Origin of the sequence: Enterobacter sp. RCC_40 (assembly GCF_041360735.1) — a bacterium.
GTDB classification, from domain to species: domain Bacteria; phylum Pseudomonadota; class Gammaproteobacteria; order Enterobacterales; family Enterobacteriaceae; genus Enterobacter; species Enterobacter ludwigii.
The window spans coordinates 469967-490066 of the sequence record NZ_JBFUPR010000002.1; the positions used below are offsets into that span (position 1 = coordinate 469967).

A 20100-nucleotide genomic window follows, 5' to 3' on the forward strand; every position below is an offset into this window, starting at 1 on the left:
AACCGGAGCTGTGAAAAATTCGATAAATCACAATATGAAAGAAGGATTTAACGCGGATGGTTTCCAGTCGCCTTGAGATGCGCGGTATCAGCCTGGCCTTTTCCGGCTTTCAGGCGTTGTCGCGCGTGGATTTGACGTTAATGGGCGGCTCCGTGCATGCGCTGACCGGCGCAAACGGCGCGGGGAAATCGACGCTGATGGCGGTGCTGTGCGGCACTTACGATCGCTACGAAGGTGAGATCTGCATTAATAACCAGCCGGTGACGATCCGCGAGCCGCTTGATGCCAAACGGCTGGGTATCCACCTGGTGCAGCAGGAAGTGGACGTCGCGCTGATACCAGGGCTGAGCATTGCCGAAAACATCATGCTCGATCAGCTCGCACAGCCGGGGCATCGCTATCGCTGGCGCGCAATCCGCCAGCAGGCGAAACAGGCGCTGGCGCAGCTGGGTATCGCTCTGGATGTGCGACGCATCGTCGACACCTGCACGCTGGCAGAAAAGCAGCAGATTTTGCTGGCGCGGGCGCTCTCACACCACTGCCGTTTTCTGATTCTGGATGAACCGACCGCGCCGCTGGATAGCCATGAAAGCGAACGGCTTTTCGCCGTAGTGAGACGTCTGCAAAAGCAGGGGATTGGCGTGGTGTTTATCTCTCACCGTATTCACGAACTGAACGCTATTTGCGACACCTTAACCGTGCTGCGCGACGGCAAGCTGATTGAATCCGGCCCGATGGCGAACCTCAGCGGTGACGCAATCGTTGAGAAGATGCTTGGCCATGAGCTTAACGATATCTATCCGCCGGCCCGTCCTGCGCACAGTGACGAGACGTTACTGCGCGTGGAAGGGCTGCACGATAACGCGCTGTTGAAAGATATCTCCCTGCACCTGCGAAAAGGCGAAATTCTGGGCATTGCCGGGCTGGCGGGAGCGGGCAAAACGGAACTCTGCAAGGCGCTGTTTGGGGCCAGCAAAAGCCGTGTAGCGCGTGGTGAGCTAAATCATCAGCCCTGGCAGCCGCGCGATCCGGCGGATTCGGTATTGCGCGGTCTGGCGCTGGTACCGGAGGAGCGGCGCAAAGAGGGCATTTTTATTGATGAACCGGTGAGCATGAACCTGGCGGTCACCGCGGATAACAGCTTCTCGCGCTGGAGCCTGTTCAGCCACCGTCAGGCGTGGCGCTGGGCGGAAGAGGTGATTGCCCGCGTCGGCGTGCGTGCGCGTGGGCCGGGGCAGGTGCTGCGTCGTCTGTCGGGGGGCAACCAGCAGAAGATTGCCATCGGCAAGTGGCTGCGCAACGACGCCAGCGTGTTGATTTTCGATGAGCCGACCAAAGGCGTCGATGTCAAAGCGAAAACCGATCTGTTCCAGTTAATTGACGGCCTGGCGCGCGAGGGCAAAGGGGTGATTTACGCCTCCGGTGAATTCGCTGAACTGGTGGGGCTGTGCGATCGCATTTGCGTGCTGTGGGACGGACGTATCGTGGCGGAAATCGCCGGGGCCGAGGCCCACGAAGAGACACTACTTTATTATTCAACCGGAGGAACGGCGTCGTGAGCAAGGCCCTTTCAGTAACGGCGGCGGCGTCTGGCCGTCAGCAAATTTTTGATTTTCTCTACAAGTGGGGCATGTTGCTGACCGTGGTGGCGCTGGTGGTCATCTTTGGCCTGGCGTCGGACAACTTCCTCGATCCGAACAACATTATCAATATCCTGCGCTCCATTGCCATCGTGACGGTGATTGCTATCGGGGTGTCAATTTCGCTGACCATCGGCGGGTTTGACCTGTCGGTTGGTTCAACGGCATCGCTGGCTAACGCGCTGGTGGTGTCACTGTTCGTCTGGTACGGCTTCGGCACCACCGAATCGATACTGATTACCCTGGCGCTCTGTACCCTGGTTGGCCTGTTTAACGCGTTTCTGATTGTCATCCTGCGGATCCCGGACATGCTTGCCACGCTTGCCAGCCTGTTTGTTATCCAGGGCGTGGCGATGACCTACAGCTACGGCGGGTCAATTACCGAAAACATGGTGCTGCCGAGCGGCGACATGGCTGAAGGGACCATTCCGGCGGCATTCAGCCTGCTGGGACAGGTGCCGACTATCGTGATCATCATGCTGGTGGTGACGATCCTCGCACAGCTGGGGCTGTCACTGACCACCCACGGACGACGCATGTATGCCATCGGCGGTAATCCGGAGGCGGCGCGTCTCTCTGGTATTCGCACCACGCGCTACAAGGTGGCGGCCTACGTGATTGCCTCTCTGCTCGCCGGACTAGGCGGCATTTTACTGGCCTCGCGGATTGGCTCGTCACAGGTGAATGCGGGCGGCGGCTATCTGATGGATGCGGTTGCGGCGGCGTGGATTGGCTTCTCGCTCGCCGGGTCCGGAAAACCGAACGCGCTGGGTACGCTCGTCGGGGCAGTCATTCTTGGCGTGCTGTCGAACGGTCTGGTGATGCTTTCCGTACCCTATTACGCGATGGACATTATAAAAGGGCTGGTGCTCGCCGTGGCGCTGGCGATTACCTACATACAAAAACGCTAACGATTGATCACAACACAACGGGAAAACAGAATGAAAAAAATCACCCTCTCTCTGGTGGCATTAGGGTTACTGACGTCGCTGCCAGGCCTTGCGGCAACCCCCGCACCGCTTCCGCCCGCCATTGCAAATCATGACGGCCCTATCCGCATTGCGGTGATCCGTAACCTCGGCTCTGACGACAACACCACGCAGTTTGTCGCCGGTGCCATTCAGGAAGGCAAAAAGCTCGGCTTTAAGGTCAGCACCTTTTTGAGCAATGGCGACGATGCCAAATTCCAGGACTTCGTCAATCAGGCGATCAGCCAGAAATATGACGGGATTATCCTCTCTCAGGGGCGCGACCCCTATGCGACCGCGCTGGTGAAAAAAGCCGTCGATGCCGGTATTAAAGTGTCGGTGTTTGATACCGCCGTTCAGGGCGACATTCCCGGGGTGACCGTGACCCAGCAGGATGATGCTTCCCTGACCCATCTCTCCTTCGGCCAGCTGGCGAAAGATTTCAACGGCAAAGCCAACATCGTGAAGCTGTGGGTTGCCGGTTTCCCGCCGATGGAACGTCGTCAGGCAGCCTATAAAGCGCTGCAGAAGCAGTATCCGGACATTAAAGAGCTGGAGTCTATCGGTGCCGTTTCGTCTGACGTGCAGGGAGATACCGCGAATAAAGTGGGCGCTATTCTGGCGAAATACCCGAAAGGCAAAATTGACGCCATCTGGGGAACCTGGGATGCCTTCAGCCAGGGGGCCTACAAAGCCCTGAAAGAGAACGGCCGCACCGAAATCAAACTCTACAGCATCGATATCTCAAACCAGGATCTTCAGCTGATGCGCGAGCCAGGTAGCCCGTGGAAAGTGAGCGTGGCGGTGGATCCGAAGCTGATTGGTGCAACCAACATACGTCTGATTGCCAACAAGATTGCCGGTGAAACCACACCCGCCACGTATGATTTCAAAGCGGCGGCGATCCCGCAGGCGCTGCTGACCGCACAGCCAGGCGCGGTGAACGTGGCGTCGCTGGGGAAAATCATTCCAGGCTGGGGTCAGACCGAAGATTTTATCGCCCCGTGGTTTGCGACGCTTGAAGCGAAACATCAATGAGTGTGCTTCCCACGCCTGAATACAGCCGCAATATGCGGCTGATTGGCCATAGCGATCAGGGCGGTCGCCCGGACGGCGTGCAGCTGATGGTGCATCGCGGTTTCGCGTACATCGGGCATATGGTCTCGCAGGGCTTTTCCATTGTGGACGTGCGCGACCCTAAACATCCCAAACCGGCAGGCTATATGCCCGCGCCGCCCGGCACCTGGAACGTTCATCTTCAGGCGCACGACGATCTCCTGCTGGTCATTAACGCGCGAGACTTGTTCGCGGATGCCCGTTTCGCTGACGAAAAGGTCTACTACACCCGTCAGGTAGGAGAAACCGTACGCGACGTGCAGGACAAAGGCTGGAGCGCCGGGTTGCGGGTGTTTGATATCTCCACCCCTGACAAACCGCGTGAGATCGGCTTTTTATCCCTGAGCGGCATCGGCATTCACCGTATCTGGTACGTCGGCGGGCGCTGGGCGTATGTTTCGGCGCTGATTGACGGCTTTACCGACTATATTTTCCTGACGATCGACCTGGCCGACCCGCAAAAGCCTGAGGTGGCCGGGCGCTGGTGGCTGCCGGGGATGAACCAGGCCGACGGTGAGCAACCCAATTGGCCGGAAGGCAAACGCTACGCGCTGCACCACGCGATTATCGCCGGGGATACCGCTTACGGGAGCTGGCGCGACGGGGGACTGACGCTGCTGGACGTGAAGGATCGCACGCAGCCGAAGCTGATTAGCCATCGCAACTGGAGCCCGCCGTTTGGAGGTGGCACGCACACCGCGCTGCCATTGCCGGATCGTGACCTGCTGGTGGTGCTGGATGAAGCGGTACTGGATAACCAGGAGGACGGTGAGAAGTTCATCTGGCTGTTTGATATTCGCGAGCCGTCGAACCCGGTAAGTATTTCCACATTCCCGCAGCCGCAGGAGCGGGATTATGTGGCGAAAGGGGCGCATTTTGGTCCACACAACCTGCACGAGAACCGGCCGGGAAGCTTTGTCAGCTCAACGCTGATTTTTGCGACCTGGCAGAATGCGGGCGTGCGCGCGTTTGATATTTCCAATCCTTACCGTCCGGTTGAAACCGGTGCGCTGGTGCCGGCGGCGCCTGAGAGGATGATGGATACGCGGCCGAATCGACCGCAGGTAATCCAGTCATGCGATGTGTTTGTCGATGCGCAGGGCATTATCTACAGCACGGATTATAACGGTGGATTGTCGGTGATTGAGTATCTGGGGTAACGGCGCGCTGGTGTCTTTCTGACGGCCCTCTTCATCGGGAGAGGGCCGAGGCGTTTAACTGTACTGACGCACCCGCGCCACCAGATCTTCGGCGGTGTCGATACGGTCGGCAATCACAATCAGCGCCTTGCCAAGCGTAATCGCGTGGCGCAGGCATTCGTGGCGCATTGCTTCATCCTGAATGGTCTCGATATCCGCCACGTGCGACAGACCGACACTGCGGCGAATCAGCTCCGTGCCGCAGAATCCGATCGCGTCTTTCCATACCTTTTTCAGGAATTCAGAGGCGTAGCCCGGTGCAGCAAGTGCCGCATCGCGCGTTTTCTCACTGGCCAGGATCTGGAAGCGCTCCGCGAAGGTGTTCCACAGCGTCTGAATGTCGGCCAGACGCTGTTCACGGGCCGCGGCGGCATCGCGAATACCCAGATGCCCCGGCAGGCCGCAGAAATTGAGCAGCAGGTTGCCGATGGCGGTGCCGACGTCAAAACCGATGGGGCCGAAGTAGCCGAACTCTGCGTCGATGGCTTTCAGACTGCCGTCTGCCACGAAAATCGAGCCACTATGAATATCGCCATGCAGCAGGGCTTCAGCGTGTGAGAAGAAGCGGTGCTTCAGCGAGGCCACGGCAATTTTTAACTGAGCGTCATCGTGCAGGGCGGCAACGTCTTTTTCCAGTTCAGCAGGGTAGTTGTTACGTTCGTGGACCTGATACGGATCGTTGAAGAACAGATCTTCGGTGATCTCGCACATCTCCGGATTAAGGAATTTCGCGACCTGCGCTTTCTTTTCATGCGGGTGCAGGTAAAAGTCGCTGGTATGGAACAGCGTGTGCGCGAGGTATTCACCCAACTGACGCGCCGCCTGCGGGTAGTAGGTGTTTTTGATCAGCTCCCCGCGCCAGATGGCATGGCTGGAGAGATCTTCCATCACCATCACCGCCAGTTCGGGGTCGAAGTGGTGGATTTTCACCGTGTGCTGCGGGCTGTGCTGGTAGTGTTCGACCAGCGTTTGCGCCTCCAGGCGGGCGCGATCCAGGGTCAGTGGCCAGGATTCGCCGACGCAGCGCACATACGGCAGCGCCTGCTTAACAACGATGCGGCTTACGCCCTCGGTATCGTAAATTTTGAACACCAGATTGAGGTTACCGTCGCCCACTTCCTGCGCCTCCACCAGCGATGAGGGATCATCAAGGCCGCCGAACTGCTTTGCATACTCCACGGCATCCTGGGCGGTAAAGGTACGGTATTGCGACATTGCCTGTTCCTCACTGGTTTAGCTAATAAAGACATTTAGACGTCTATACATCTGGATTTCATCCTGACACAATGTGCTACAACAACGCAACAGGGAATTAACGACATGCAGACATTACAGACGACCAGCCTGCGAGTGGCGGAGAATCAGTTATTTATTCTCGATCAGCAGGCGCTTCCTCAGGAGAAACGCTGGCTTGACGCCTCGACGGTAGAGGCGCTGGTCGGCCATATTCACGCCCTGCGCGTACGCGGGGCACCGCTGATTGGTCTCTCTGCAAGCCTGCTGCTGGCCCTTCTGGCGGAAAACGGCAAAAGCCGTGATGAACTGGCTGTGGCGCTGGAGACCCTGCGGGCATCCCGCCCGACGGCGGTGAACCTGATGAACAACCTCGACCGCATGAAGCTGGCTCTCTGGCAGGAGGATTTTGTGCCTGCGCTGGCGGCGGAAGCGCTGCGTCTGATTGATGAAGACAAGCAGCTGTGCGAGGCCATCGCGAATGCCGGCAGTACGCTGGTGAAACCCGGCAGCCGTCTGTTGACCCACTGCAATACCGGCGGGCTGGCGACGGCAGGGGTTGGCACCGCGCTCGGCGTGATTGCCCGCGCGCATCAGGAAGGACGCGTCAGCACCGTCTGGGTGGATGAAACCCGCCCCCTGTTGCAGGGTGGAAGACTGACCGCATGGGAACTCGGTGAGTTGGGCGTGCCGTATCAGCTGATCGCCGATTCCATGGCCGCCAGCCTGATGGCAAAAGGGCTGGTTGACGCGGTGTGGGTGGGCGCAGACCGTATTGCGGCCAACGGCGACGTGGCGAATAAAATTGGCACCTATTCTCTGGCGGTTCTGGCAACGTTCCACGGTATTCCGTTCTATGTCGCCGCCCCGCATACCACGCTTGACCCGGCGTGCCCGAACGGTGAGGCAATCCCCATTGAACAACGTGCGGCCAGCGAAGTGACGGGCGTGGCCGGGAGCTTTGGCGCGGTGCAGTGGGCTCCTGAAAACGCGCAGGTCTACAACCCGGCCTTTGACGTCACGCCAGCGGCATTGATAAGCGGTTGGGTGCTGGATACGGGCATCGTCACGCCGGAAGAGGTGGCAAAAGGGAAATTCGCCTGAGGACGACTATCCTTTAAGGGGGTCCCTTTAGGAGGACAGTCACGTGACGCTTGATCCTGATACAGACTTAAAACTGGAACGCGTGGTGGATGCCCCGCGCGATCTGCTGTGGCTCTGCTGGACGACACCCGAGCACATCAAAAACTTCTTCATTCCGGTTCCGCACAAAGTGACCGAGTGTGACCTTGACCTGCGCGTTGGCGGGCGGTTTAACACGGTGTTTGAGGTAGACGGGCAACGGATGGATAACCGGGGTGTGTTTCTCGAAATCGATCCCGGCAGGAAGCTGGTCTTTACCGACGGTTATACGGAAGGCTGGAAGCCCGCTGAAAAGCCGTTTATGACGGCCATTCTACTGCTGGATGATGTGGGGGAGGGCAAAACGCGTTATACCGCCATTGCTCGCCATCCAACGGCGGAAATCCGCGAGCAGCATGAACAGATGGGCTTCCACGAAGGGTGGGGCATTGTGCTGGACCAGCTGGTGGCGTATACGAAGGGATTGAAACATTGACGTTTTTTCGCCCCCTCTCCCTGGAGGGAGAGGGGGAAAAATCATGCCAGACGCGGATACGCATCCGCAATCGCATCGCCGGTGAACTGCGCAATCCACCCCTCGGGGTTATCAAAAATACGAATGGCGGTAAAGTTCGGCTCTGAGCCCATATCAAACCAGTGCGGCGTTCCGGCAGGCACGGAAATCAGGTCGTTTTTCTCACACAATACCTGACACACCTCGTCGCCAATGTGCAGGCAAAACAGCCCCGCACCCTCAACAAAGAAACGCACTTCATCTTCCCCGTGGGTATGCTCGTTCAGGAACTTAGCGCGCAGCGCCTCTTTTTGAGGGTTGTCGGCACGCAGGCTGATGACATCCCAGCTCTGATAACCTTTCTCTGCCACTAACGTGTCGATCGCATGCTGATAAGCCGCGATAACCGCATCGGGGGCAGGATCGCGGCCTAAGTCGCGGTCTGCGGCCCAGCGTTCAAAACGAACCCCTCTGGCGTTGAGCTGTTGGGCGATGTCGGCAGCGTCGGTGCTGTGCCAGCGAGGTTGACTGGGGTCTTTATCGGAATAAATGGTCAATGCGCTCATGAAGGGATCTGCTCCGGGTTAATCTCGTCGAACTGGTGTACCTGATGGTGATGGCTTGCACCGTCATCATCGCCGCGAATCAGTTGCAGGGTGCGAAAACCTGCCTGCTCAGCGGCGTCCAGCTCCTGATGTATATCCGACAGGAACAGGATCTGCGACGGGGGGATACCCGTTTGTGCCGCAATGTTCTGGTAAGACTGGACGTCGCGCTTGGCACCGATGTGGGTATCAAAATAGCCGCTGAACAGATGAGTAATATCACCTTCGTCGCTGTAGCCAAATAACAGTTTCTGCGCCGCGACGGAGCCTGAGGAATAAACATAGAGATCAATACCCTGCGCTTTCCATTTTTCCAGCGCAGGCAGTACGTCCGGGTAGAGGTGGCCGGTAAAATCGCCGTTAACGTAGCCGTCGTGCCAGATGATCCCCTGTAGCGCCTTCAACGCGGTTGACTTGCGGTCTTCATCCATAAACGTAAAAAGTATGTCGATAAGGTCGCTTACGCTGGCGTGCGGGTGGTTAATTTCATCACGCAGGTTGTCCAGAATCGATTTGACCGGCTCGGCGTACTGCTGCGCGGACACAAAGGCCGCCAGACGCTCACGCGCGTAGGGGAACAAAACATCATGGACAAAACGGATATCGCTGGTGGTCCCTTCAATATCCGTCACAATCGCGCGAATCATACTCTCTCCCAGTGTCGTAAACGCATTTCGCATTCAAATAAGAATTCCAGTCCTTCCAGATGACGGCGGGCCTCGGCCACATCGCGTCCCCAGCAGGTTAAGCCATGACCGCGCAGAAGAAAACCATAATTAAACGGGTGCGCCTGAGCGTATTCGGCAATGCGCACGGCGAGTGCGTCGATATCCTGGTCGTTATCAAACACCGGGATGGCGACCGTATCCAGATGCGTGCTCTGCCCGGAGAGGGATTTTTGCATCTCAAAGCCGGTGATCTTCAGTTCGGGCTCTTTGACCAGCCGCGACAAGACCGTGGCATTGACGGTATGGACGTGCAGAACCGCGTTGGCTTCGGGAAACAGACGATAGATGAGCGTGTGAAGCCCGGTTTCAGCCGACGGCGTGCGGCCAGACGGTGCACGGTTGGTCGCAATCTCCACCTGCAGAAAATCGTCGGTGGTCAGGCTGCCTTTATCTTTACCGGATTCACTGAGCCAGCACAGATGCGCATCCTGACGCACGGACATGTTGCCGCCGGTCGCGGGAGCCCAGCCTTTTGCGCCGATCCAGCGGCAGGCGTCGACCAGGTGTGTGAGTTGCAGGTTGTCGGTCATCTTCCTTTTTCCCTCTCGGTCAGGAATATTCATATTGTTTAGACGTCTAAGCGTCTTGATTGCCAAAGACTAACATCGTGTTATAGTGTCAGCAACATAAGTATTACATGCAGGCACAACACAATGAGCAATAACGCATTGATTCCTCAGAGTAAACTTCCCAGTCTTGGTACCACCATCTTTACGCAAATGAGCGCACTGGCCCAGCAGCACAACGCCATTAATCTCTCGCAAGGGTTCCCTGATTTTGATGGCCCGCGTTATTTGCAGGAACGTCTGGCGTACCACGTTGCGCAGGGGGCGAACCAGTATGCACCGATGACGGGCGTGCAGGCTCTGCGGGACGCCATTGCAGACAAAACGGCTGAGCTGTATGGCTATAAGCCAGACGCTACCAGCGACATCACGGTGACGGCAGGGGCGACCGAAGCGTTGTATGCCGCAATTACCGCGCTGGTGCGCACGGGTGATGAGGTGATCTGCTTTGACCCGAGTTATGACAGCTACGCGCCGGCGGTTGAACTCTCCGGCGGCGTGGTGAAACGCATCGCGCTACAGCCACCGCATTTCCGTCCGGACTGGCAGGCGTTTGCTGCCTTGCTGAGCGACAAAACCCGTCTGGTTATTATCAATACTCCGCACAACCCGTCGGCGACCGCATGGCAGAAAGCCGATTTCGCAAAGCTTTGGCAGGCGATTGCCGGGCGTGAAATTTACGTGCTGAGCGATGAAGTGTATGAGCACATCTGTTTTGCGCAGGAAGGGCATGCCAGCGTGCTGGCCCATCCGCAGCTTCGCGAGCGTGCCGTGGCGGTATCGTCATTTGGTAAAACCTATCACATGACCGGCTGGAAGGTGGGGTACTGCGTGGCTCCTGCGGCCATCAGCGCTGAGTTGCGTAAAGTGCATCAGTACCTGACGTTTGCCGTAAACACGCCAGCCCAGCTGGCCCTGGCTGATATGCTGCGCGCCGAACCGGAGCACTACCGCGACCTGCCGGCATTCTACCGTCAGCGTCGGGATCTGTTTGTGAATGCGCTAAGCCAGAGCCGTCTGGAGATTTTACCCTGCGAAGGGACCTACTTCCTGCTGGCGGACTACAGCGCGATTTCGGATCGGGATGACGTGAGTTTTTGCCAGTGGCTGACAAAAGAGGTGGGCGTTGCTGCCATTCCGCTGTCCGTATTTTGCGCCGACCCGTTCCCGCATAAGCTGATCCGGCTCTGTTTTGCGAAACAGGAATCGACGCTTCTCGCGGCGGCGGAGCGGCTGAATACACTCTGAGCGTGTCATCCCTCTTGCGTTAGAATAACGGCGGTCTGCCCATAATAAGTGAGAGGAATATCAGTCAAAATAACGCGAAAGCGCGTTATAAAATATAAGTCAGGATTATGTATTAACAAAGAGAACGGGCTGTGAGCGACACAGCCCGTCGCTGTTATTTTTCTGTTACTTCGTTAATAAATTTCGCGAATGCCGTACTGTTCAATGCCGAACGATTATAAATCATAAAAATGTCAAGCGAGGGAAGGGTGAACGGTGCAGTGATTTTTTTGAGTCTTAGCACTTCACTGTATTTATCAAATAAAATTTCGGGTACGTAACCAATTAAATGAGAGGCACTTATCATCGAAATAATAGTAAATACAGAGTCACAGCGAAAACCGATTGTCTTTTCCGCATGCACTTTTTCTGCCATCGATTGATAGGTTTTAACGCCCGGCTCATCACTGAGGAATATCGTAAACTTCTCTTCCTGAAGCTCTTCCATGGTGGCCACCTCTTTCATCCGCGGATGATCCTGGCTGCAGACCAGCAGGACGGAATAAGATGCATATGGCACACAAATCATTGAACGGTTGCTAACCGGGGCCATTGAGAAAATTAAGTCTGCCTTACGGTATGCCAGCAGATCTTCTGCGGAGTCAGCAGAGAGCAGCATGTCATGCAGTTCAATCTCGTAATTGTGCTCTCGCATCAATAATTTAAGCGGGCCCAGCAGGTTTTCTGTGGTCAGGATTTGCGGGCTGTACACCACAAAATTCTTTTTTAGCGTTGAGCCATGCATGATGTTAATCGTCTGCTCAAGCTGGTTGAGGTTTTGCTCAAGATGATGGTGCAGGTTCACGCCTACCGTGGTGGGCGTAATCCCTTTCCCGGAACGAATGAACAGGGGATCGTTGAGCTGATTACGCAACCTTTGCAGCGACTGGCTGACCGCCGAGGGCGTAATATAGAGCGTTTCTGCTGCTTTGCTGATGCTTAAGTGCTGATAAATACACTCGAAAATTACCAGCAGATTAAGATCAAATTTTTTCAGATCGTAGAGATTAGCCATGTTTCATCCTGAGTGGACTGCGTTGCGTTAACACATCACTGATAACTATAGAAGGAAGTTAATCATTTACCATCCATGCAATTAACTTACTTAATTAGAGTTGTATGTTGACTTAATATATCACGATGGCAGATTTATAAAATAGAGCTTCAATGAATATTAAGATATTTTTATCTCTAAAACTGCGAGGCTGTTTGCATTAAAATAGTCTCAATTATATATAGACAAATAATTATCATTCATTTTTATTAATCCTCGCCGGCGCGTCTTACGTTCTGCGCGATAAACCGTGTTCGATGAAACCTATCACAGCCATAGATACGATTGGCGCTCATGTGCATTGCCCTCGCGCTGTGCGGGTGTTGTAATCAAGGCGCTGTTACGGCCTTGATATGAGGTATGTAGAGCGCAACGCAACGCCAGCAATTGCTGGCACTGAAAGTTCCTGTGGAAAGTTCAGGTATCAGGGCCGCCCACCAGGGCGGCCTTTTTACTTTTGGCTTTTCGTTAATTCAGTTCATCACGTTGTCTTGTTCGGGTTGTTAGGTATGGCTGATTGATTTGATAAAGCAAACGCATTAGCCCACCCGGCGAAAGTTGGTTACCTTACATCTCAACGAAAACACGGAGGAAGTACAGATGTCTTTGATTAATACCAAAATTAAACCTTTCAAAAACCAGGCGTTCAAAAACGGTGAATTCATCGAAGTGACCGAGAAAGATACCGAAGGCCGCTGGAGCGTCTTCTTCTTCTATCCGGCTGACTTCACCTTCGTTTGCCCCACCGAACTGGGTGACGTTGCAGACCATTACGACGAACTGCAGAAGCTGGGCGTAGACGTTTACTCTGTTTCTACCGACACCCACTTCACCCACAAAGCATGGCACAGCAGCTCTGAAACCATCGCGAAAATCAAATACGCGATGATCGGCGACCCGACTGGCGCCCTGACCCGTAACTTCGACAACATGCGTGAAGATGAAGGCCTGGCTGACCGTGCTACCTTCGTTGTTGACCCGCAGGGCATTATCCAGGCAATCGAAGTTACCGCTGAAGGTATCGGCCGTGATGCTTCTGACCTGCTGCGTAAAGTGAAAGCGGCACAGTACGTTGCTTCTCACCCAGGTGAAGTTTGCCCGGCGAAATGGAAAGAAGGCGAAGCGACTCTGGCACCGTCTTTAGACCTGGTTGGCAAAATCTAAGTTTCCCGCCGTCTTTCGCGCAGAGCATCGCCTGCTCTGACGCGACAGGCTCCGGAAATGACAGTCGTAATGGGCGCGCCCGCGCCCATTTTATTCCAGCACCATGATGCAAGTTGCATTCAGGCCGCCCGAATAAGGCAGCTTGCATGATGACGTTTTTAGAGAGGGAAGAACAATGCTCGACACCAATATGAAAACCCAGCTCAAGGCCTACCTTGAGAAACTGACCAAACCTGTTGAGCTGATTGCCACGCTGGACGACAGCGCTAAATCGGCAGAGATCAAGGAACTGCTGGCAGAGATCGCCGAACTGTCACCGAACGTGACCTTCAAAGAAGATAACGGTCTGGCGGTGCGCAAGCCCTCCTTCCTGATCACCAATCCGGGTTCTGACCAGGGGCCGCGTTTTGCCGGTTCTCCACTGGGCCACGAATTTACCTCGCTGGTGCTGGCACTGCTGTGGACTGGTGGTCATCCGTCAAAAGAGGCGCAGGCGCTGCTCGAGCAGATCCGCGATATTGACGGCGATTTTGAGTTTGAAACCTATTACTCACTCTCCTGCCATAACTGCCCGGACGTGGTGCAGGCGCTGAACCTGATGTCGGTGCTGAACCCGCGCATTAAGCACACGGCGATTGACGGCGGTACGTTCCAGAACGAAATCACCGATCGTAACGTCATGGGCGTTCCGGCGGTCTTTATGAACGGTCAGGAGTTTGGCCAGGGCCGTATGACGCTGACCGAAATCGTTGCCAAAGTGGACACGGGTGCCGAAAAACGTGCGGCAGAAGCGCTGAACAAACGTGACGCGTATGATGTTCTGATTGTCGGCTCCGGCCCGGCGGGCGCGGCGGCGGCGGTTTACTCCGCCCGTAAAGGCATTCGTACCGGCCTGATGGGCGAACGCTTCGGTGGCCAGGTGCTCGACACCGTGGATATCGAAAACTACATCTCTGTGCCGAAGACCGAAGGCCAGAAACTGGCTGGCGCACTGAAGGCGCACGTCAGCGATTATGAAGTGGATGTGATCGACAGCCAGAGCGCCAGCAAGCTGGTTCCGGCCGCGGTTGAAGGGGGGTTACACCAGATTGAAACCGCCTCCGGCGCGGTGCTGAAAGCGCGCAGCATTATCATTGCCACCGGCGCCAAATGGCGCAACATGAACGTCCCAGGTGAAGATCATTATCGCACCAAAGGCGTCACCTACTGCCCGCACTGCGACGGCCCGCTGTTTAAAGGTAAACGCGTGGCGGTGATCGGCGGCGGTAACTCCGGTGTGGAAGCGGCGATTGACCTGGCGGGTATCGTTGAACACGTCACCCTGCTGGAGTTCGCCCCAGAGATGAAAGCGGACCAGGTGCTGCAGGACAAAGTGCGTAGCCTGAAAAACGTCGATATCGTGCTGAATGCGCAGACCACGGAAGTGAAAGGTGACGGCAGCAAAGTGACCGGTCTGGAATACCGCGACCGCGTGAGCGGTGACGTGCATAGCGTGGCGCTGGCGGGGATCTTCGTACAGATTGGTCTGTTGCCAAACACCACCTGGCTGGACGGCGCGATTGAGCGCAACCGCATGGGCGAAATTATTATCGATGCGAAATGCGAAACCAGCGTGAAAGGGGTGTTCGCGGCAGGGGACTGCACCACGGTTCCGTACAAACAGATCATCATTGCCACCGGTGAAGGGGCGAAAGCGTCTCTGAGCTCGTTCGATTATCTGATTCGCACCAAAACGGCATAAAAAGAAAGCAAGACTACACCTGCAACAGCAAGAGGCCACCGAAAGGTGGCCTCTTTTTTTTACCTGACGACCATCACTGGAATGTGGGTGTGGCGGATCACGCTCGACGCGTTAGAGCCCAGCAGGTGGGTGGTAATGGAAGGATTACGGGAACCGATCACCACGACGTCTGCTTTCAGTTCATTGGCCAGTTCATTAACGGCATCCCGCACGCTACCGAACCTGACGTGAGTTTTGATACGTGAAGGGTCGATGCTGAAATGCCCGACCATGGTTTGTAGACGATTTTCAGCTTCGTGCTGAAGATGCTCTTCGAAGCGACGTACATCGGCGGCAAAGCGGTGCAGACTCAGGCTGGCTGAACCCGGTAACACGTGTAAAAGATGGATGATCCCGTCCTGCTGCGCCAGGAACTCCGCGTGGCGTACGGCCTTGTCGCTCAGCTCCATCTCGAAAACATCAACCGGCATAATGATTGTCTGATACATACCCGTTTCTCCTTGTTTATAAACGCTGAATTCATTCAACCACAAAATATGAATGGTTTCTGTAAGCGCGGCGCCACTTTTTGATCTCGCCAGGAAAAATCTCAAAAGATCCGTCATCACGGGCAAGTCTTCTGGGGTAGCTACCCTTTATACACTGTCCTGGATCCTTTCGGAGGTTGCATGAAAGCACTCACGTATCACGGCCCACATCATGTTCGCGTCGAGAATGTCCCCGATCCCATCATTGAACAGCCAGACGATATTATTCTGCGGGTTACGGCTACGGCGATTTGCGGGTCCGATCTGCATCTCTATCGCGGCAAAATCCCGAAGGTGCAACACGGCGATATTTTTGGTCATGAATTTATGGGGGAAATCGTTGAGTGCGGCAGGGAGGTGAAGAATTTACAGAAGGGCGATCGCGTGGTTATCCCGTTTGTGATTGCCTGCGGTGACTGTTTCTTCTGCCGTCTGCAGCAATACGCGGCCTGCGAGACGACCAACGCCGGGCAGGGCGCCGCGCTGAACAAAAAGCAGATTCCCGCGCCAGCCGCGCTGTTTGGCTATAGCCATCTCTACGGCGGCGTGCCGGGAGGCCAGGCGGAATATGTTCGCGTACCGAAGGGGAACGTTGGGCCGTTCAAGGTGCCGCCGCTGTTGTCCGATGACAAAGCGCTGTTCCTGTCAGATATTTTACCCACCGCCTGGCAGGCGGCAAAAAATGCGCAGATCGAAAAAGGATCGAGCGTGGCCGTGTTCGGCGCCGGGCCGGTGGGGTTGCTGACCATTGCCTGCGCGCGACTGCTCGGGGCGGAACAGATCTTCGTTATCGACCACCACCCGTATCGCCTGCAATTCGCTCAGGCGCGCTACGGCGCAATCCCTGTCAACTTTGATGATGATAACGATGCCGCCGAAAAAATCATTGAGCAAACTGCCGGCCAGCGTGGTGTCGATGCGGTGATTGATGCCGTCGGGTTCGAAGCCAAAGGCAGCACCACGGAAACAATCCTCAGCAACCTTAAAATTGAAGGCAGCAGCGGCAAAGCGCTGCGTCAGTGTATCGCGGCTGTCCGGCGCGGCGGCGTTGTCAGCGTCCCTGGCGTTTACGCCGGGTTTATTCACGGCTTCCTGTTTGGCGATGCCTTCGATAAAGGGCTGAGTTTCAGGATGGGGCAGACACACGTCCACGCCTGGCTGGGCGAGTTGCTGCCGCTTATCGAAAAAGGGCTGCTTACGCCGGAGGAGATTGTGACCCACTATCTGCCGCTGGCGGATGCGGAACGCGCCTACAAGATTTTCGAAAAACGGGAGGAGGAGTGCCGCAAGGTCATTCTGGTGCCGGGGGCGGAAACGCCTGATGCGGCGGCACAGCAGGTGAAAGGCCTGGTCAATGCTTTCCCGGGTGGGGTGGTGTGAGATTATCGCTTACCTATGACGCTCAAGATAAAGCACCGCCATGACGATGATCGCCAGAATAATGAGAAAAATAAGTGTGATAACCACTATCTCACTCATGACCGTCCCCGCGGCACCCAAACAGATTAAGCGTGGGTTAAGGGGTTTTCGGGCGATATAGGATAATCGGGTGAATTTGCGGAAAGAGGATGCGGGTGCATCCTCTGTGCAACGCGGGAGCGTTTGTTCAGATGGGGTTAACGCAGGTAGTCGCCCGCGGCTTCTGGCTGGTAGAGCAGCTCCAGCACTTCCAGATGCGCCGCGGCACCGCCTGGCAACGCCCAGTTGATGGTGTCTCCCGTACGCAGACCAAGAAGCGCGGCACCCACAGGGGCAAGGACCGAAAGCTGTGCACTGCTGTCGGTCATCTGCGCCGGGTAGACCAGCGTTCGGGTCAGCTCTTCACCGGTGGCCAGGTTACGGAATTTAACCCGGCTGTTCATGGTGACCACGTCGTGAGGCATGGATTCAGGCGTGCACATCTGCGCCCGGTCAAGCTCTTCATTCAGGGCGTCAGCCACCGGAAGCGAAGCGAATTCTGCTTTTTCCAGCAGTCTGTCAATACGTTCTGCGTCAAGCTCATTGATGATGATGGTGGGTCTGGACATTTTTTACTCCATGTCGTTAATGCTGCGTGTAACGCAGAAACCAATCCAAAAGAAAACCCTCGCCGTCTGGCAGCGAGGGTTTAACTCTTCTGATGATACTGGCTGAGCGCACAACTTTGAAGTGATACAGGTCACATTCATGGGTCATATGAATTTTCGGTGAAAAACGTGCTCCCTTGCCAATTTGCATTATTCTTTTTAAGCGCCCCCTGCGGGCGACTATCCGCATTCAGTGTTTCTTCTCAGGAGATCTCATGAGCGATTACGACAAAATTACGTTGAAAGACGGCAGTTATTTATATTTTAAAGACTGGGGAAGCGGGCAACCCGTGGTGTTTAGCCACGGCTGGCCGCTGACGGCGGATGCCTTTGAAGACCAAATGTTATACCTGGGGTCAAAAGGATTTCGCGTAATTGCACATGACCGCCGCGGACATGGCCGCTCAGCGCAGCCGTGGGATGGACACAATATGGATCAGTACGCCGACGACCTGGCTGAGCTGACGGCGCGTCTGAATCTGAAAGACGCTGTTCACGTGGGGCATTCAACCGGCGGTGGCGAAGTGGCGCGCTATATTGGTCGCCACGGTACGGATCGCGTGGCGAAAGCGGTACTTATTGGTGCCGTGACACCGATTATGATCAAAACCGATTTCAACCCGAACGGTGTGCCGAAAGAGGTGTTTGATGGTATTCGGGAAGGCGTGATTAACGATCGCGCAGCTTTCTTCTATGCGCTGACCGAGGCGTTTTATGGCTATAACCGCCCGGGGGCAAAAGAGTCCAAAGCGGTGCGGGAGAGCTTCGTTGAGCAGGGGCTTCAGGGGTCGATCAAGGCGCTGTATGACTGCGTAAAAGCGTTTTCTGAAACCGATCTGCGTGAAGATCTGAAAAAGATGACTATCCCGACGCTGGTGATCCACGGCGATGACGACCAGATAGTCCCGATCGAGACCTGTGGTCGGGTGGCTGCAGAGATCCTGCCGAACGCTGAGCTGAAGGTCTATGCCGGGGGTTCTCACGGCATATGCACCACGCATAAGCACCAGATCAACGACGATTTGCTGAAATTTATTCAGTCTTAATTCCTGGCGGATTGCGTTACGCTGAGTGTCCTGATCCAGGGTACTGAGCGAAACGCAATTCGTGTCTGCCCCACCATTAAGAGAGCACTATGTATTTCTATCAACCTTCTCTGGGACACGGCCTGCCGCATGACCCACTGAACGCGATTATTGGCCCACGCCCGATTGGCTGGATCTCCTCGTGCGACAACGCCGGTCAGCTGAATCTCGCGCCGTATAGCTTCTTTAACTGCTTTAACTATCGTCCGCCTATCATCGGTTTTTCCAGCAACGGCTGGAAAGACAGCGTGCGTAATATTACCGAAACCGGCGAGTTTGTCTGGAACCTGGCGACGCGCGATCTGGCTGAAGCGATGAATGCGACCTCGGCTATGCTTCCCCACGATGAAAATGAATTTACCTTTGCGGGATTAACGCCAGCGGCCAGCCAGCTGGTGAACGCCCCGCGGGTGGCAGAAAGCCCGGTTAACTTTGAGTGTCGCCTGTCGCAGTGTATTCAGCTTACCGGGGCCGACGGCACACCGGTTGATACCTGGCTGGTGCTCGGCGAAGTGGTGGGTATTCACATCGCCGAAACGTTGCTGGAAGAGGGGATTTATCAGACGGCGAAAGCGCAGCCCATCCTGCGTGCGGGTGGGCCGACGGCTTACTATGGCATCAGTGACGAGCTCCGGTTTGACATGACCCGACCAATCGTCAATCAGTGACCGGCTTTATCAATGACGAATTGTTTTCCGCAGTTACCCGGGTGTGGCTGCGGAGCAAATGAGGTCGCAGAAAGCGGGTTATTAATGGTGTCTGCCTTAAGTGAGATCTGCATTTCGGTCAGGTAGGACGGGTTGCCATTACAGGTAAGTTTGAACGCTTTGACATTCTCCTTGCCCCAGCCCTTGGCCACGGCGCTGTCAAAATCGCTGCGGCTTACGGTTTTTCCATAGTTATCGGCGAGGAACTTGCCGACCGCGCTGTTTTTTATCTCCTGATTCATGCGCACCATCGTGCCGAAATACGCGTCAGGATCAAAACCAAAGCACACGCCGTGTTTGGCATATTCGTAGCGTTCCAGGCAGGAGTTACCGCCAGCACCTGGCATAACGCTGTTCAGCTTCGCAGCACCTGAAAGCGACAGTCCGGTTTCGGCTGCAGCGCATTTGCGGCTGGCCTTCACCTCCGGCATGTTCGGGATTGGACGGGTCGCGCAGCCAAAACGCATCCAGCGGCGTTCATCCACCCCCCGAGCGGCAACAGATTTTGGCAGCCCCGGCCATAATCCGTGCACGGTCAGAAAATCGGTTTTGTTATCACTCTCTTTTTGTAAACGGCACTCTTCGGGCTCGTTGCGGTTACGGTCGGCCATGCTCTGGCAGAACCCGGTTTGCCAGGAAAGAGCCAGAACGTAGCGATCGAAATCGCCATACTGCGTTGCCTTGAGTGGGTCGGCCTGTGCGGAGAATACACAGAGTGCCAGCGCGATTGCGCCAGACGGAATAACGATATCCTTCCTGAACATGTGATTTCCTGATC

At 55.7% G+C, this 20100-nt stretch carries 21 protein-coding genes; 12 read left to right on the forward strand and 9 right to left on the reverse strand.

Annotation, left to right across the window (positions count from 1 at the left end):
- The first annotated feature begins 56 nt into the window (after positions 1-56).
- Genes AB6731_RS10345 through AB6731_RS10360 form a run of 4 tightly spaced genes read left to right on the forward strand, consistent with a single transcriptional unit; the run spans position 57 to position 4884 of the window.
- Positions 57-1559 carry a sugar ABC transporter ATP-binding protein gene (locus AB6731_RS10345; protein WP_371006331.1) on the forward strand — a complete coding sequence of 501 codons (1503 nt, stop codon included), beginning with the start codon at positions 57-59 and terminating at the stop codon, positions 1557-1559.
- On the forward strand, positions 1556-2551 hold the full coding sequence (locus tag AB6731_RS10350; protein ID WP_063925316.1) for an ABC transporter permease: 996 nt from the start codon (positions 1556-1558) through the stop codon (positions 2549-2551). The genes AB6731_RS10345 and AB6731_RS10350 overlap by 4 nt, the downstream gene beginning before the upstream one ends.
- A 30-nt stretch (positions 2552-2581) precedes the next feature.
- Positions 2582-3646 (forward strand): sugar ABC transporter substrate-binding protein, encoded by a 1065-nt coding sequence (locus AB6731_RS10355; RefSeq protein WP_163304600.1) that lies wholly within the window; start codon positions 2582-2584, stop codon positions 3644-3646.
- Positions 3643-4884, forward strand: coding sequence for an LVIVD repeat-containing protein (locus AB6731_RS10360; protein ID WP_014169085.1), 1242 nt, complete (start codon positions 3643-3645; stop codon positions 4882-4884). Before AB6731_RS10355 ends, AB6731_RS10360 begins: the two co-directional genes overlap by 4 nt.
- Positions 4885-4938: 54 nt before the next feature.
- On the opposite strand, the gene mtnK is transcribed toward AB6731_RS10360, so the two are convergent.
- A complete protein-coding gene (gene mtnK, locus AB6731_RS10365) occupies positions 4939-6138 on the reverse strand; it encodes an S-methyl-5-thioribose kinase (RefSeq protein WP_371006332.1) in 1200 nt (399 codons plus the stop codon).
- A gap of 105 nt (positions 6139-6243) precedes the next feature.
- On the opposite strand from mtnK, the gene mtnA reads away from it, so the two are divergent.
- Positions 6244-7260 carry an S-methyl-5-thioribose-1-phosphate isomerase gene (gene mtnA / locus AB6731_RS10370; protein ID WP_221716558.1) on the forward strand — a complete coding sequence of 339 codons (1017 nt, stop codon included), beginning with the start codon at positions 6244-6246 and terminating at the stop codon, positions 7258-7260.
- Positions 7261-7303: 43 nt separating this feature from the next.
- On the forward strand, positions 7304-7774 hold the full coding sequence (locus AB6731_RS10375; RefSeq protein WP_014169088.1) for an SRPBCC family protein: 471 nt from the start codon (positions 7304-7306) through the stop codon (positions 7772-7774).
- A 41-nt stretch (positions 7775-7815) separates the two neighbouring features.
- On the opposite strand, the gene AB6731_RS10380 is transcribed toward AB6731_RS10375, so the two are convergent.
- Genes AB6731_RS10380 through AB6731_RS10390 form a run of 3 tightly spaced genes read right to left on the reverse strand, consistent with a single transcriptional unit; the run spans position 7816 to position 9655 of the window.
- Positions 7816-8358, reverse strand: a complete 543-nt coding sequence (locus tag AB6731_RS10380; RefSeq protein ID WP_014169089.1) for an acireductone dioxygenase — start codon at positions 8356-8358, stop codon at positions 7816-7818.
- The gene (gene mtnC, locus AB6731_RS10385) at positions 8355-9044 is read right to left on the reverse strand and encodes an acireductone synthase (protein ID WP_032677670.1); all 690 of its coding nucleotides are present in this window, start codon (positions 9042-9044) and stop codon (positions 8355-8357) included. The genes AB6731_RS10380 and mtnC overlap by 4 nt, the downstream gene beginning before the upstream one ends.
- Positions 9041-9655 (reverse strand): methylthioribulose 1-phosphate dehydratase, encoded by a 615-nt coding sequence (locus AB6731_RS10390; RefSeq protein ID WP_020885012.1) that lies wholly within the window; start codon positions 9653-9655, stop codon positions 9041-9043. The genes mtnC and AB6731_RS10390 overlap by 4 nt, the downstream gene beginning before the upstream one ends.
- A gap of 123 nt (positions 9656-9778) precedes the next feature.
- Between AB6731_RS10390 and AB6731_RS10395 the strand changes: the two genes are divergently transcribed.
- The gene (locus tag AB6731_RS10395; protein WP_025204683.1) at positions 9779-10939 is read left to right on the forward strand and encodes a pyridoxal phosphate-dependent aminotransferase; all 1161 of its coding nucleotides are present in this window, start codon (positions 9779-9781) and stop codon (positions 10937-10939) included.
- Positions 10940-11093: 154 nt separating this feature from the next.
- On the opposite strand, the gene AB6731_RS10400 is transcribed toward AB6731_RS10395, so the two are convergent.
- Positions 11094-11993 (reverse strand): LysR family transcriptional regulator, encoded by a 900-nt coding sequence (locus AB6731_RS10400; RefSeq protein ID WP_032677673.1) that lies wholly within the window; start codon positions 11991-11993, stop codon positions 11094-11096.
- A gap of 639 nt (positions 11994-12632) precedes the next feature.
- On the opposite strand from AB6731_RS10400, the gene ahpC reads away from it, so the two are divergent.
- Positions 12633-13196: an alkyl hydroperoxide reductase subunit C gene (gene ahpC, locus AB6731_RS10405; protein WP_008501015.1), complete on the forward strand. Its 564-nt coding sequence runs from the start codon at positions 12633-12635 to the stop codon at positions 13194-13196.
- Positions 13197-13371: 175 nt separating this feature from the next.
- Positions 13372-14937, forward strand: coding sequence for an alkyl hydroperoxide reductase subunit F (gene ahpF, locus AB6731_RS10410; protein WP_371006333.1), 1566 nt, complete (start codon positions 13372-13374; stop codon positions 14935-14937).
- Positions 14938-14996: 59 nt separating this feature from the next.
- On the opposite strand, the gene uspG is transcribed toward ahpF, so the two are convergent.
- Complete coding sequence (gene uspG, locus AB6731_RS10415) at positions 14997-15425, reverse strand: universal stress protein UspG (RefSeq protein WP_020885008.1); 429 nt, start codon at positions 15423-15425, stop codon at positions 14997-14999.
- Between the two features lie 180 nt (positions 15426-15605).
- Between uspG and AB6731_RS10420 the strand changes: the two genes are divergently transcribed.
- Complete coding sequence (locus AB6731_RS10420; protein ID WP_086532802.1) at positions 15606-16844, forward strand: zinc-dependent alcohol dehydrogenase; 1239 nt, start codon at positions 15606-15608, stop codon at positions 16842-16844.
- Between the two features lie 9 nt (positions 16845-16853).
- On the opposite strand, the gene yldA is transcribed toward AB6731_RS10420, so the two are convergent.
- On the reverse strand, positions 16854-16943 hold the full coding sequence (gene yldA, locus AB6731_RS10425; protein WP_271661446.1) for a small membrane protein YldA: 90 nt from the start codon (positions 16941-16943) through the stop codon (positions 16854-16856).
- A gap of 137 nt (positions 16944-17080) precedes the next feature.
- Positions 17081-17491, reverse strand: coding sequence for a nucleoside diphosphate kinase regulator (gene rnk, locus AB6731_RS10430; protein ID WP_014169101.1), 411 nt, complete (start codon positions 17489-17491; stop codon positions 17081-17083).
- 254 nt (positions 17492-17745) lie between these two features.
- Between rnk and AB6731_RS10435 the strand changes: the two genes are divergently transcribed.
- Positions 17746-18576 (forward strand): alpha/beta fold hydrolase, encoded by an 831-nt coding sequence (locus AB6731_RS10435; protein ID WP_020885006.1) that lies wholly within the window; start codon positions 17746-17748, stop codon positions 18574-18576.
- A gap of 89 nt (positions 18577-18665) precedes the next feature.
- Positions 18666-19283, forward strand: a complete 618-nt coding sequence (locus AB6731_RS10440) for a flavin reductase family protein (RefSeq protein ID WP_371006334.1) — start codon at positions 18666-18668, stop codon at positions 19281-19283.
- Here the strand turns inward: AB6731_RS10440 and rna are convergent.
- Entirely contained in the window at positions 19277-20086 is an 810-nt protein-coding gene (rna, locus tag AB6731_RS10445; protein ID WP_020885004.1) for a ribonuclease I, read from the reverse strand. The genes AB6731_RS10440 and rna overlap by 7 nt on opposite strands.
- Positions 20087-20100 lie beyond the last annotated feature (14 nt).